This window comes from Clostridium malenominatum (assembly GCF_039521365.1).
In the GTDB taxonomy this organism is placed as follows: domain Bacteria; phylum Bacillota; class Clostridia; order Clostridiales; family Clostridiaceae; genus Clostridium_AW; species Clostridium_AW malenominatum.
Genome location: NZ_BAAACF010000007.1, coordinates 1 through 14846, shown reverse-complemented (window position 1 = coordinate 14846; position 14846 = coordinate 1). Strand labels below are relative to the sequence as shown.

The 14846-nt window shown below is 34.6% G+C and carries 13 protein-coding genes and 1 other annotated feature; all 13 genes read left to right on the top strand.

All coding sequences use genetic code 11. The annotated features are described in order from the left end of the window. Positions 1 to 254: 254 nt before the first annotated feature. Positions 255 to 404, top strand: a complete 150-nt coding sequence (gene rpmG / locus ABDZ69_RS15420) for a 50S ribosomal protein L33 (protein WP_343771045.1) — start codon at positions 255 to 257, stop codon at positions 402 to 404. Between the two features lie 49 nt (positions 405 to 453). Then, the gene (gene secE, locus ABDZ69_RS15415) at positions 454 to 687 is read left to right on the top strand and encodes a preprotein translocase subunit SecE (RefSeq protein WP_343771044.1); all 234 of its coding nucleotides are present in this window, start codon (positions 454 to 456) and stop codon (positions 685 to 687) included. A 51-nt stretch (positions 688 to 738) separates the two neighbouring features. Beyond that, the gene (gene nusG, locus ABDZ69_RS15410) at positions 739 to 1260 is read left to right on the top strand and encodes a transcription termination/antitermination protein NusG (RefSeq protein ID WP_343771043.1); all 522 of its coding nucleotides are present in this window, start codon (positions 739 to 741) and stop codon (positions 1258 to 1260) included. Between the two features lie 70 nt (positions 1261 to 1330). Next, positions 1331 to 1756: a 50S ribosomal protein L11 gene (gene rplK, locus ABDZ69_RS15405; RefSeq protein WP_343771042.1), complete on the top strand. Its 426-nt coding sequence runs from the start codon at positions 1331 to 1333 to the stop codon at positions 1754 to 1756. 65 nt (positions 1757 to 1821) lie between these two features. After that, positions 1822 to 2511 (top strand): 50S ribosomal protein L1, encoded by a 690-nt coding sequence (gene rplA, locus ABDZ69_RS15400; protein WP_343771040.1) that lies wholly within the window; start codon positions 1822 to 1824, stop codon positions 2509 to 2511. Between the two features lie 38 nt (positions 2512 to 2549). Beyond that, positions 2550 to 2687 (top strand) — a sequence feature (ribosomal protein L10 leader region). A gap of 29 nt (positions 2688 to 2716) precedes the next feature. After that, complete coding sequence (rplJ, locus tag ABDZ69_RS15395) at positions 2717 to 3217, top strand: 50S ribosomal protein L10 (protein ID WP_343771038.1); 501 nt, start codon at positions 2717 to 2719, stop codon at positions 3215 to 3217. Positions 3218 to 3249: 32 nt separating this feature from the next. After that, the gene (gene rplL / locus ABDZ69_RS15390; RefSeq protein ID WP_343771036.1) at positions 3250 to 3618 is read left to right on the top strand and encodes a 50S ribosomal protein L7/L12; all 369 of its coding nucleotides are present in this window, start codon (positions 3250 to 3252) and stop codon (positions 3616 to 3618) included. Between the two features lie 269 nt (positions 3619 to 3887). Beyond that, on the top strand, positions 3888 to 7595 hold the full coding sequence (gene rpoB, locus ABDZ69_RS15385) for a DNA-directed RNA polymerase subunit beta (RefSeq protein WP_343771035.1): 3708 nt from the start codon (positions 3888 to 3890) through the stop codon (positions 7593 to 7595). Positions 7596 to 7614: 19 nt separating this feature from the next. Beyond that, the gene (rpoC, locus tag ABDZ69_RS15380) at positions 7615 to 11175 is read left to right on the top strand and encodes a DNA-directed RNA polymerase subunit beta' (protein WP_343771033.1); all 3561 of its coding nucleotides are present in this window, start codon (positions 7615 to 7617) and stop codon (positions 11173 to 11175) included. Between the two features lie 108 nt (positions 11176 to 11283). After that, entirely contained in the window at positions 11284 to 11526 is a 243-nt protein-coding gene (locus tag ABDZ69_RS15375; RefSeq protein WP_343771031.1) for a ribosomal L7Ae/L30e/S12e/Gadd45 family protein, read from the top strand. Positions 11527 to 11579: 53 nt separating this feature from the next. Then, positions 11580 to 11957, top strand: coding sequence for a 30S ribosomal protein S12 (gene rpsL / locus ABDZ69_RS15370; protein WP_343771029.1), 378 nt, complete (start codon positions 11580 to 11582; stop codon positions 11955 to 11957). A 162-nt stretch (positions 11958 to 12119) separates the two neighbouring features. Further along, a complete protein-coding gene (gene rpsG / locus ABDZ69_RS15365; RefSeq protein WP_343771027.1) occupies positions 12120 to 12590 on the top strand; it encodes a 30S ribosomal protein S7 in 471 nt (156 codons plus the stop codon). An 86-nt stretch (positions 12591 to 12676) separates the two neighbouring features. Continuing rightward, the gene (fusA, locus tag ABDZ69_RS15360; protein WP_343771025.1) at positions 12677 to 14740 is read left to right on the top strand and encodes an elongation factor G; all 2064 of its coding nucleotides are present in this window, start codon (positions 12677 to 12679) and stop codon (positions 14738 to 14740) included. Positions 14741 to 14846 lie beyond the last annotated feature (106 nt).

Here is a 14846-nt window from a genome sequence, read left to right as displayed (position 1 = left end):
GATTTGCTATAAGAGAAGGTGGAAGAACAGTAGGTTCAGGAGTTGTTACAACTATAGTTGAATAATAGAGCCTTATAGGACTGGGTTTCTAGACCTAGTCCTTTTAAGACCTAATTTCATGCGAAATTCATTTTATTAAATTACGTTGACATACAAAATGAATTATGTTAAATTATTAAGGTAATGCATAAATTAAGTAATATATATCCCTGCGGTTTATATAAATACTAGCATTAGTCCAGGAGGTGTAGGATATGAGAATAAAGGTTACTTTAGCTTGCACTGAATGTAAGCAAAGGAATTACAATTCAATGAAAAACAAGAAAAATGACCCAGACAGATTAGAAATGAGAAAATATTGCAAGTTTTGTCGCAAACACACAGCTCATAAAGAAACAAAGTAATTTATAGAGGCATTATTTTATTCAGGGATGTGAAGAAATGAGTGTTAATGTGAAGGAAAAAAGAGAGGTTGTTAAGAAAGAAAATAAAGCTAACAAGAAAAAGGGTGGCATTATTGACTTTTTTAAAGGAGTAAAAGGTGAATTTAAAAGAATTACATGGGCCTCTAGAGCAGAAGTGAAGAAAGCTACTATTATTGCATTAACTTTCTGTTTGATTTATATGGTAGCTGTAGGTTTCATAGATTTTGGATTTAATAAGTTGTCACAAATAATCTATAAATAATATAGCAAAAGGAGGTAGGGGTCTACTACATAGATTCCCGTCCATTAAATTATGGCAGAGAAAGCTAGATGGTATGTAGTTCATACCTATTCAGGTTATGAGAATAAGGTTAAAGCAAATTTGGAAAAAACTATTGAAAATAGAAACCTTCATGACTGGATAACTGATATTCAAGTTCCCATAGAGGAACATGTTGAAATTAAAGACGGCAAAAAGAAGGTAACTCAAAAGAAAAAATTTCCAGGTTATGTATTGGTGAAGATGCTGATGACCGATGACTCTTGGTATGTAGTTAGAAATACTAGAGGAGTTACTGGATTTGTTGGTCCAGGATCAAAACCTGTTCCATTAACAGAAGATGAAGTAACATCCATGGGTATTATGGATAAACACATAAACTTGGACATAGAAGTTGGAGAAACTGTGATAGTGGTTTCAGGACCTTTAGAAAATTTCTCCGCTGTTATTCAAGAAATTAATTTAGAAAAGAAAAAAGTTAAGGTTCTTGTTAATATGTTCGGCAGGGAAACCCCTGTTGAGCTTGATTTTAAACAGATAGATAAAATGGACTAAAGATAAGACTAAAGTCTTAATTAAGTGGGAGGATTAATATCCGCATAACCACATTATAGGAGGTGTAAACATGGCTAAGAAAGTTACAGGAATGATAAAACTTCAACTTCCTGCAGGAAAGGCAACTCCAGCACCACCAGTAGGACCTGCTCTTGGTCAACATGGAGTAAACATTATGGCATTTACTAAGGATTTTAATGCTAAGACTGCAAATCAAGCTGGGTTAATAATACCAGTAGTGATAACAGTATATCAAGACAGATCTTTTAGTTTCATACTAAAAACTCCACCAGCAGCAGTTCTAATAAAGAAAGCAGCTGGAATTGAAAGCGGTTCAGGTGTGCCAAACAAAACAAAAGTTGCTAAAATCACAAAGGAACAGTTAAAGCAAATTGCTGAAACTAAAATGCCAGACTTAAACGCTGCATCAGTAGAAGCTGCTATGAGAATGGTAGCAGGTACAGCAAGAAGTATGGGTGTTACTGTAGAAGAATAATTAAGAGTGACCCGTTTAAAATTGTGGGAGGTAATAACCGTTAATACCACGGAGGAGGTTAAGTAATGGGAAAAAATTATATTGAAAGTGCTAAATTAGTAGATAAAAACACATTATATACACCTGGTGAGGCAATGGAACTTGCATTAAAAACTTCAAAAGCTAAGTTTGATGAAACAATAGAAGTTGCTGTAAGACTAGGTGTTGATCCAAGACATGCAGACCAGCAAGTTAGAGGAGCAGTTGTTCTTCCGCACGGAACTGGTAAAAAAGTTAGAATTTTAGTTATTGCAAAAGGTGATAAAGCTAAAGATGCTGAAGCAGCAGGAGCAGATTATGTTGGTGCTGAAGAATATATCGATAAAATTCAAAAAGAAAATTGGTTTGAATTTGATATAGTTGTAGCTACACCAGATATGATGGGTCTTGTTGGAAGATTAGGTAGAGTATTAGGACCTAAAGGATTAATGCCAAATCCAAAATCAGGAACAGTTACATTTGATGTATCAAGAGCAATATCTGAAATAAAAGCTGGTAAAGTTGAATATAGAGTTGATAAAACTGCTATAGTTCACGTTCCAATTGGAAAGAAATCCTTTGGAGCTGAAAAATTAATGGATAACTTCCAAGTTTTAATGGAAGCTGTTGTTAAAGCAAAACCAGCAGCAGCTAAAGGTCAATACATTAAATCAGTTGCAGTATCAAGCACTATGGGACCTGGAGTAAAAATTAATCCAGTAAAAGTTCTTGAATAGTATTGACATTAGTTTAAAAGTTTGATATCCTTTTAAAGGTTAAATAAGTAAATACTCCGTAGACAGTAGGTGCGAAAGCGTAACGGTTATCCAACCTACCGAGGGTTCCGATATATATTTGAAAAGATATAATTGGCTTCTCCATGTCTACGGGAGGAGCCTTTATTTTTTATAAACAGTATAACTGTGAGGAGGTGGACACACAGTGAGTAAAAATAGACAGTTAAAAGAAGTTAAAGTTGCTGAGATTAGAGAGAAAATGGAAAAATCTCAAGCGATAGTATTAGCTAAGTATCAAGGATTAACAGTTGAAGAAGATACAAAGTTAAGAAAGAAACTAAGAGAAGAAGGCGTAGAATATAAAGTTTATAAAAATACTTTAAGTATTCTAGCTGCAAAAGAACTAGGCCATGAAGGTATAGTTGAATTCTTAGAAGGACCAATATCAATAGCTTTTGGATATGAAGATCCAACAGCTCCAGCAAGAGTTTTAAGTGACTTTGCTAAAGAAGTTAAAAAATTAGAATTGAAGGCTGCTGTAGTTCAAGGTGAAGTATATAATGCGGATAAAGTTAAGCAACTTGCTGCAATACCACCAAGAGAAGTACTACTTTCAAGACTTCTTGGAAGCTTCAAAGCTCCAGTATCAAATTTAGCATACTTATTGAATGCTATAAAAGAAAAAAAAGAATCTGAAGAAGCTTAATTAAAAAGGAATAATTTGGAGGTGCAATTTAAATGACTAGAGAAGAAATCATTCAAGCTATAAAAGAAATGAGCGTTTTAGAATTAAACGAATTAGTAAAAGCATGTGAAGAAGAGTTTGGAGTAAGCGCAAGCGCTCCAGTAGCTGTTGCAGGCGCAGGCGCTGCTGCTGCACCAGCTGCAGAAGAAAAAACTGAATTTGACGTTGTATTAGCAAGTGCAGGTTCAGAAAAAATTAAAGTTATAAAAGTAGTTAGAGAATTAACTGGATTAGGATTAAAAGAAGCTAAAGAAATAGTTGATGGAGCTCCTAAAACATTAAAAGAAGGAATAGCTAAAGAAGAAGCTGAAGCTATGAAAGCTAAATTAGCTGAAGTTGGAGCAACTGTTGAATTAAAGTAATTTTTAATTGAATGGTATAAAAAGAGGTACTGTTAACGGTGCCTCTTTTTTAAATAAGTAATATATTTATTTAATGATATTGACAATAATTTATGAGTATGGTAAAATAATAAATTGCATTGATTGTATAAAAAACACGTAATATATGTATTTTTGTTTAAGTGAATAAGTTTCGTAATAGCGGTTATACTATTAAGATGCAATACATTTAATCTGGAAACATTAAAATGTTTTTGATTAGTTTTACTTTATGCAAGGGGTGAAAATTAATGGTACATCCTGTTCAGGTTGGTAAAAGAACTAGAATGAGTTTCTCTAAACTTAAAGAAATTGCTGAGATGCCTAATTTAATTGAAGTTCAATTAGACTCTTATCAATGGTTTTTAGACGAAGGTCTTCAAGAAGTTTTTGATGATATCAATCCTATCCAAGACTATACTGGGAATTTAAATTTAGAATTTGTAGGTCATAAACTAGATAGGGATAACATTAAATATTCAGTTGAAGAATGTAAAGAAAGAGATGCGACTTATGCGGCTCCATTAAAAGTCAATGTAAGATTGATAAATAAGGAAACGGGAGAAGTTAAGCAGCAAGAAGTGTTTATGGGAGATTTCCCTCTCATGACAGAGCAAGGAACCTTTATAATTAATGGTGCTGAGAGAGTAATAGTAAGTCAGCTTGTTAGATCACCGGGGGTATATTATGATGTAGCCTTTGATAAAACAGGTAAACAATTATTTTCTGCTACAGTAATACCTAATAGAGGAGCCTGGTTAGAATATGAGACAGATTCCAATGACATAATATATGTAAGAATTGATAAAACAAGAAAACTACCTATTTCTATTCTTGCGAGAGCTTTAGACTTTGAAACAGATACTGAAATTATAAACTATTTCGGAGAAGATGAAAGGTTAAAAGCAACTATTGAAAAAGACAATACAAAAAGTAAAGAAGAAGCATTACTTGAAATATATAAGAGGCTGAGACCGGGAGAACCTCCCACTGTCGATAGTGCAATATCTCTTATAGAATCTCTATTTTTTGATGCAAAAAGATATGACTTATCTAGAGTAGGTAGATATAAGTTTAATAAAAAGCTATCTCTATCCATAAGAATTGCAAATCAAATTTCAGCTGAAGATATAGTAAATCCACAAACTGGCGAAATATTAGTACAAAAAGATGAGAAAATTGACAGAGAGAAAGCTTTAGAAATACAGAATTCAGGTATTAATTCTGTAGATATAAAAGTTGACGAAAGAATTTTACGAGTTATCGGTAATAACTTTGTTGATATACATAGTTTTATTGACTTTGATATAGAAGATTTAAATATTAAAGAGTTAGTACACTATACAACTTTGAAAAATATATTAGATAATTACACTGAAGAAAGTGCAATTAAAGAACAGATAAAGAAAAATATACATCATTTAATTCCTAAGCACATAATAAAAGATGATATTTACGCAACAATAAGTTATGAATTAGGATTGCCTTATAATATAGGATATACTGATGATATTGATCACTTAGGAAATAGAAGATTAAGATCCGTTGGAGAGCTGTTGCAGAATCAATTTAGAATTGGTCTTTCAAGAATGGAGAGAGTTGTAAAAGAGAGAATGACTATTCAAGATCAAAATGCAATTACACCTCAAGCTCTAATCAATATTAGACCAGTTGCAGCATCCATTAAAGAGTTTTTTGGAAGCTCACAGCTTTCACAGTTCATGGATCAAACCAACCCATTATCTGAATTAACTCATAAAAGAAGGTTGTCTGCTCTTGGGCCAGGAGGGCTTTCAAGAGAAAGAGCGGGTTTTGAAGTAAGAGACGTTCATCACTCCCATTATGGAAGAATGTGTCCAATTGAAACGCCAGAAGGACCTAATATAGGATTAATTAACTCTCTTGCAACCTATGCTAGAGTAAATGAATATGGGTTTATTGAATCGCCTTATAGAAAAATTGATAAAAAAGAAGGCAAAGTAACAAGCGAAATAGTATATATGACTGCAGATGAAGAAGATAGATACCTTATCGCCCAATCAAATGAACCTTTAGATGATAATGGTTTATTTATTGACGATAAAGTAACTGTAAGAGATAAAGAAGATATTCTTATTGTTCCTAGAGTAGAGGTTGACTATATGGATATTTCTCCAAGGCAATTAGTATCTGTTGCTACAGCAATGATACCTTTCCTTGAAAATGATGACGCCAGCCGTGCTCTTATGGGTTCTAACATGCAACGTCAAGCAGTTCCATTATTAAAACCACAGGCTCCAATTGTAGGAACCGGTATAGAATTTAAGGCCGCTGTTGACTCAGGGGTACTTCCAAAATCAAAAAGCGCTGGCGTAGTTGTTTACGTAAGTGCTAATGAAGTAAGGGTAAAAAGAGATTCAGATGGTGGAATTGACACATATAGATTATTAAAGTTTAAAAGATCCAACCAAGGTACTTGCATAAACCAAAGGCCAATTGTAACTAAGGGTGAGAAGGTGGAACGTGGTACAGTATTAGCTGACGGTCCTTCTACAGATTTAGGTGAAATAGCCTTAGGTAAAAATATAAGAATTGGATTTATTACTTGGGAAGGATACAACTACGAGGATGCTATGCTTATTTCTGAAGAGCTAGTGAAAGAAGATGTATTTACTTCTATTCATATTGAAGAATATGAGGCAGAAGCAAGAGACACAAAACTAGGACCTGAAGAAATAACAAGGGATATTCCTAATGTAGGAGAAGATGCTCTTAAAGATATAGATGAAAGAGGAATAATTAGAATAGGTGCTGAAGTAAGATCAGGAGATATATTAGTTGGCAAAGTAACTCCAAAAGGAGAAACTGAACTTACAGCAGAAGAAAGATTACTAAGAGCTATATTCGGTGAAAAAGCTAGAGAAGTTAGAGATACATCTCTTAGAGTACCTCATGGTGAAGCCGGAATTATAGTAGATGTTAAGGTATTTACAAGAGAAAATGGAGATGAATTACCTCCAGGAGTAAATAAACTTGTAAGATGTTACATCGCTCAAAAAAGAAAAATCTCCGTTGGAGATAAAATGGCTGGAAGACATGGTAACAAAGGGGTTATATCAAGGGTATTGCCTGAAGAAGATATGCCGTTTTTACCAGATGGAAGGCCGTTACAAATATGTTTGAATCCATTAGGGGTTCCGTCACGTATGAACATTGGTCAGGTATTAGAAGTGCATTTAGGATTAGCAGCTTCAAAATTAGGTTGGCATATTGCTACACCTGTATTTGATGGTGCTACTGAATCAGAAATTGATGAATGTTTAAGAGACGCAGGATATGAACAAGATGGTAAAACTGTATTATATGACGGAAGAACAGGCGATCCATTTGACAATAGAGTAACTGTAGGATATATGTATATTTTAAAACTTGCTCACTTAGTTGATGACAAGATACATGCTAGATCTACAGGGCCATATTCATTAGTTACTCAACAGCCACTAGGAGGAAAAGCTCAATTCGGTGGACAGAGATTTGGAGAAATGGAAGTTTGGGCACTAGAAGCCTATGGTGCAGCTCATACGTTACAGGAAATATTAACAGTTAAATCTGACGACGTAGTAGGTAGAGTTAAGACTTACGAAGCGATTGTAAAAGGTGAGAATATACCAGAACCAGGTGTACCAGAATCATTTAAGGTTTTAATTAAGGAATTACAGGCATTGTGTCTGGACGTAAAAGTTTTAAATGATGATAAGGAAGAAATCAAACTTAAAGAGTCTGTAGATGATGAACTCGAAGAGTTAGAAATTAATATCGAAGGTACGGAAGACTATGTTCCACCTACACCAGTAGATGATTATGTAGAAGAAGAAAAAATTGACAGCGTAGATGAAGAATTAGATATAGATTATGATGATTTACCATTAGAAGACTTTGGAAATGATCTAGAATTAGATGATTTTAACGATGAACACTAATTTGAAGGGAGGATTACCCTTGTTTGAATTGAATAATTTTGATGCACTACAAATAGGTTTAGCTTCACCAGAACAAATCAGGGAATGGTCAAGAGGAGAAGTAAAAAAACCTGAAACCATTAACTATAGAACTTTAAAACCAGAAAGGGACGGGTTATTTTGTGAAAGAATATTCGGACCTACAAAGGACTGGGAGTGTCATTGTGGCAAGTATAAGAGAGTTAGATATAAAGGCATAGTATGTGATAGATGTGGAGTTGAGGTAACGAAATCCAAGGTTAGACGTGAGAGAATGGGGCACATAGAGCTTGCTGCCTCAGTATCACATATCTGGTATTTTAAAGGCATTCCATCAAGAATGGGATTAATATTAGATATGTCACCAAGATCTCTAGAGAAAGTCCTTTATTTTGCATCCTATGTTGTACTTTCGCCAAATGAAACCAGATTAGATAAGAAGCAATTGCTAAGCGAAAAAGAATATAGAGAAGCAATTGACAAGTATGGCGAAGATAGCTTTGAAGCAGGAATGGGAGCTGAAGCTGTAAGAAGACTATTGGAAGAAATTGATCTAGAACGTTTATCTAAGGAACTTAAAGAATCCTTAAAAACTAGTACTGGTCAAAAGAAAGTTAGAATAATTAGAAGGCTTGAAGTTGTTGAATCTTTCAGAAAATCAGGAAATAGACCGGAATGGATGATTATTGATGTAATACCAGTAATTCCACCGGATTTAAGACCAATGGTTCAGTTAGATGGGGGAAGATTTGCGACTTCAGACTTGAATGACTTATATAGAAGAGTTATAAATAGAAATAATAGACTTAAGAAACTTCTAGACTTAGGAGCACCAGACATAATTGTAAGAAATGAAAAAAGAATGTTACAAGAAGCGGTAGATGCTCTTATTGACAATGGAAGAAGAGGAAGACCAGTTACAGGGCCAGGAAATAGACCATTAAAGTCTTTGTCAGATATGTTAAAAGGTAAGCAAGGAAGATTTAGACAAAACTTGCTAGGAAAACGTGTTGACTACTCAGGACGTTCGGTTATAGTTGTAGGACCTGAACTAAAAATGTATCAATGTGGTCTTCCAAAAGAAATGGCACTTGAATTATTTAAACCTTTTGTAATGAAAAAGCTAGTAGAAGGTGGCTTTGCTCATAACATTAAGAGTGCAAAGAGAATGGTTGAAAGAGTTCAACCTCAGGTATGGGATGTATTAGAAGAGGTAATTTCAGATCATCCAGTACTTCTAAATCGTGCTCCTACCCTACACAGATTAGGAATTCAAGCGTTCCAACCTGTATTAGTTGAAGGAAGAGCGATAAAGCTTCATCCATTATCCTGTACTGCATATAATGCTGACTTTGACGGTGATCAGATGGCGGTACACGTACCATTATCTGTGGAAGCGCAAGCAGAAGCTAGATTTTTAATGTTAGCTGCCCATAATATTCTAAAGCCTTCAGACGGAAAACCAGTTGTAGTACCTACACAAGATATGGTACTAGGTTCTTACTATTTAACAATTGGCAAAAAAGCTGAAGTGGGAGAAAGAATTCCTGTATTCTCATGCCCAGATGAAGCAATTATGGCTTATGAAGTAGGAGAAATTGGAATACATTCAAATATTAAAGTTAGATTAACAAAAGAAAAAGATGGAGAAGTTTTATCAGGGATAATTGAAACTACTCCAGGTAAAATTATATTTAATGAATCAATACCTCAAGATTTAGGTTTTGTAGATAGAAGTTTACCTGAAAATGAGTTTAAATTAGAAGTTGATTTCTTGGTGAATAAATCTTCTTTAGGAAAAATAATAAATAAATGTTACATGAAACATGGTCCAACTAAAGCTTCTATAATGTTAGATAATATAAAAACTAAAGGATATCACTACTCAACCATAGGAGCCATAACAGTTGCTACTGAGGATATGGTGGTACCAGAGGACAAAAAGAGATTACTAGCAGAAGCTGATGAAGCGGTTAACAAAATCGAGAAAATGTATAGAAGAGGATTCATATCTGAAGATGAAAGATATGAAAGAGTTATAGAAAAGTGGACTAAAACAACAGATGAAATAGCAGATGCTCTTATGGCTAGCTTGGATAAGTATAATCCAATATTTATGATGGCGGATTCAGGAGCCAGAGGTTCTAAAAGCCAGATTAAACAGTTAGCAGGTATGAGAGGACTTATGGCAAACCCATCAGGTAAAATAATTGAGTTGCCTATAAGATCATCCTTTAGAGAAGGTCTTGATGTTTTGGAATACTTTATATCAACTCACGGAGCTAGAAAGGGTAATGCGGACACCGCGTTAAAAACTGCTGACTCTGGATACTTAACAAGAAGATTGGTTGACGTAAGTCAGGACGTTATAGTTAGAGAAGAAGACTGTGGAGCAAAAGAAGGATTAGAGGTTTCTGTAATAAAAGAAGGCAATGAAATTATTGAAAGCCTGTCAGAGAGATTACATGGAAGATATTCAGCAGAGGATATATTAAATCCTACTACAGGGGAAGTTTTAATAGAAAAAGATCAATATATTGAATCAAAAGTAGCGGACGATATTGAAAATGCAGGTGTAACTAAAGTTAAAATTAGATCTGTATTTACTTGCAAATCAAAGCATGGAGTTTGTGCAAAATGCTATGGTATGAATATGGCTACTGCTGAAAAAATTAATATAGGAGAATCCGTTGGTATTATTGCTGCTCAAAGTATAGGGGAACCTGGTACACAGCTTACCATGAGAACATTCCATACTGGTGGAGTTGCAGGGGCTGATATAACTCAAGGTCTTCCAAGAGTTGAGGAGTTATTTGAAGCAAGAAAGCCAAAGGGGTTAGCTATAGTTTCAGAAGTTATGGGAACTGTTAGAATAGAAGAAACTAAGAAAAAGAGAACAGTTGTGGTAACAAGCGAAACAGGAGAAGAAATGAGTTATGATATTCCATTTGGTTCAAGATTAAAGGTAACTAATGGTGAAAAGATTGAAGCTGGTGATTTAATTACTGAAGGTTCAGTTAATCCACATGACGTTATCAGAATAAAGGGCGTAAATGGTGTTAAGTACTATCTCCTATCAGAAGTACAGAAGGTTTATAGACTTCAGGGTGTTGATATAAATGATAAGCACTTGGAAGTAGTTATAAGACAGATGACAAGAAAAGTAAAGATAGAAGAATCAGGAGATACTGAATTATTACCAGGAACAATGATTGATATTTTTGATTTCAATGAAGAAAATGAAAGAGTAGAGGCATTGGGGCTAGAGCCAGCTAAAGGTAGAATAGCATTACTGGGAATAACTAAAGCATCCTTGGCAACAGATTCATTCTTATCTGCAGCATCTTTCCAAGAAACAACTAGAGTTTTAACAGATGCAGCAATTAAAGGAAAAATAGATCCGCTATTAGGATTAAAAGAGAATGTAATTATTGGTAAGCTAATTCCTGCAGGAACAGGAATGACCAGATATAGGTCTATAAAAATTAGCACCGAAAAAGATGAAGATGTTGAAGAAGTGGAATATTTAAACAATGATTTAGAAGAAGAAATAGAACTTTAATTTATTGACAGGATGAACTTAAGATGATAAAATATTTCTGTATGTTTACAGAGGGAGGCAAAGCCCCTGGCTTTGTCTCTATATAATTATTTATAGGGGGGAACAGAAGTGCTCGACAGAATAGCAGGTAAAAAGGTTGTGGGATTTAAACAATCTTTAAAAGCTATAAAAACTGGCGGTGTTAATACTGTTTATATAGCTAAAGATGCAGATTTGAAGATATATGATCAGATAAAAAGTGCTGCTGAAGAAAATTCCCTTGAGATTATACTGATAGATACTATGAAGGATTTAGGAAAACTTTGTGGTATAGATGTAGGAGCAGCTACTGCTGTAACTATAGATGAGTAAGCTTACAACAATAATTATTAAATAGATCTATATTATATTGAGGAGGTGTAAACATGCCAACTATTAGCCAATTAGTTAGAAAAGGCAGAAAGACATTAACAGAACAGTCAGCGTCACCAGCACTAAAAGAATGTCCTCAGAAAAGAGGAGTATGTACAGTAGTTAAGACAACTACACCAAAGAAGCCAAACTCAGCTTTAAGAAAAATTGCCAGAGTTAGACTTACAAATGGTTATGAAGTATCTGCGTACATTCCAGGTATAGGACACAACTTACAAGAGCACAGTGTTGTTCTTATAAGAGGAGGAAGAGTAAAAGACCTTCCAGGTGTAAGATATCACATAGTTAGAGGTGCATTAGACTCATCTGGAGTTGCAAACAGACTGCAAAGCAGATCAAAGTATGGTGCAAAAAGACCAAAGAAAAAATAGTAAAAATTAAAGTGTTTTAAGGTGTGAAAGATAGTGCTGTGTCTTCGGCATTTATATATATATTCTTATGAAGTTAATTTGCGGAAGTACAAAGCACTTTGCGGTTGAATAAACCGAGTACCGATGAACTTAAATTTTGTTTATGTTAAGGAGGGAAGAAAAGTGCCAAGAAAAGGACATATAGGTAAAAGAGATGTATTACCAGATCCATTATATAACAGCAAAGTTGTAACTAAATTTATAAATAGCTTAATGGAAGATGGTAAAAAGGGTGTAGCTCAAAAAGTTTGCTATACTGCTTTTGAAACAATTGCAAATAAAACAGGAAAAGAGCCTATGGAAGTATTTGAAGCAGCTATGAACAATGTAATGCCATTACTTGAAGTAAAGGCAAGAAGAATCGGTGGTGCTACATACCAGGTTCCAATCGAAGTAAGACCAGATAGAAGACAGACCTTAGGAATAAGATGGATTCTAGATGCTGCAAGAAAAAGAGGCGAGAAGTACATGAGAGAAAGACTTGCAGGAGAACTTATGGATGCAGCAAACAATACTGGAACAGCTGTTAAGAAAAGAGAAGATACTCACAAGATGGCTGAAGCAAATAAAGCTTTTGCACATTACAGATATTAATATTAAAACTGTTTTGGTGTAACCAAAACAGTTTTCTCAAATTTTATAATTAAACTATATTTATAGTTCGAGAGGAGGAAACATTAGTGGCAAGACAACATCCATTAGAAAGATTCCGTAATATAGGTATTATGGCGCATATAGACGCAGGTAAAACTACTACAACAGAACGTATTTTGTTTTACACAGGTAAAACTCATAAATTAGGAGAAGTTCATGAAGGTGCTGCAACAATGGACTGGATGGTTCAGGAACAAGAAAGAGGTATAACAATTACTTCAGCAGCAACAACATGTATGTGGAAAGATCATGTAATTAACGTTATTGACACACCAGGACACGTAGACTTCACAGTTGAGGTTGAAAGATCATTAAGAGTACTAGATGGTGCAGTAACGGTGTTAACAGCAAAGGGAGGGGTTGAGCCTCAAACTGAAACAGTTTGGAGACAGGCGGACAAATACAAAGTTCCTAGAATGGCTTATGTAAATAAGATGGATATAATAGGAGCTGACTTCTTTAGAGTTGTAAACATGATGAGAGAAAGATTACAGGCTAATGCAGTGCCAATTCAGCTTCCAATAGGTAAAGAAGATTATTTTAAAGGTTACGTTGATTTAATTAGAAATGAAGCTGTTATATATCAAGATGACCTTGGAACTTCTACAAGTCACACAGATATACCAGAGGACATGGTAGATCAAGTTGAAGAATATAGAGCTGCAATGATAGAAGCTATCGTTGAGTTAGATGAAGAATTAATGATGAAATATTTAGAAGGTGAAGAAATTACAGTAGATGAACTAGAAGCTGCTTTAAGAAAAGGCGTTATAGCTAATAAGATAGTTCCAGTAATCTGCGGTTCTTCATACAAAAACAAAGGTGTTCAGGCAATGATTGACTCTATTGTTAAATATATGCCATCACCATTAGATATTCCACCAGTAAAGGGAACTAACCCAGATGATGGTTCAGAAATGGAAAGACATTCTTCAGATGAAGAGCCTATGTCAACATTAGCATTTAAAATAGCAACTGACCCATTCATAGGAAAGCTTGCCTTTGTAAGAGTTTATTCAGGAGCACTTCAAAGTGGTTCTTATGTATATAACTCTACAAAAGGAAAAAGAGAAAGAATTGGTAGATTAGTAAGAATGCATGCTAATCATAGAGAAGAAATTCAAGAATTATATGCAGGAGACTTAGGTGCGGTTGTTGGATTAAAAGATACTACAACTGGAGACACATTATGTGATGAAAAGAATCCGATAATTCTAGAAAACATGGATTTCCCAGAGCCAGTTATTCGTGTAGCTATAGAACCAAAATCAAAAGCTGGTCAAGAAAAAATGGGACTTTCATTAGTAAAACTTGCTGAAGAAGATCCAACATTTAAAACTTGGACAGATCAAGAAACAGGTCAGACTATAATTGCAGGTATGGGTGAGCTTCACTTAGAAATAATTGTAGATAGACTTATAAGAGAATTTAAAGTTGAATGTAACGTAGGTGAACCACAGGTTGCTTACAAAGAAACAATTAAGAAAGCTGTTAAAGCTGAAGGTAAATATGTTAGACAATCAGGTGGACGTGGACAATACGGACACTGTTGGATCGAACTTATGCCGCACGAAGGAGAATATGTATTTGAAAATGCTATCGTTGGGGGAGTTGTTCCAAGAGAATACATTCCAGCTATCGATAATGGTATTCAAGAAGCTTCAAAGAGTGGTGTAATTGCAGGATACGAAACTATCAACTTTAAAGTTAAATTATTTGATGGATCATACCATGATGTAGACTCATCAGAAATGTCCTTCAAAATTGCAGGATCTATGGCGTTTAAAAATGCTATGGCTAAAGCAGACCCAGTATTACTTGAACCAATGATGAAGGTTGAAGTAACAGTACCTGAAGAGTACATGGGAGATGTAATGGGAGATATCAACTCCAGAAGAGGTAGAATAGAAGGAATGGAAGCTCAAGCAGGAGCTCAAGTAATAAGATCATTTGTACCTCTTTCAGAAATGTTCGGATATGCTACAGTGTTAAGATCTAATACTCAAGGTAGAGGAACTTACGCTATGACTTTCGATCACTTTGAAGAAGTGCCAAAGAGCATTCAAGAAAAAATTATTGGAAATAAATAAAATAAATTAAAATAAAAACTTATAATAAAGGAGGATCCCAAAATGGCAAAATCAAAATTTGAAAGAAATAAACCGCACGTAAATATAGGAACTATAGGACACGTAG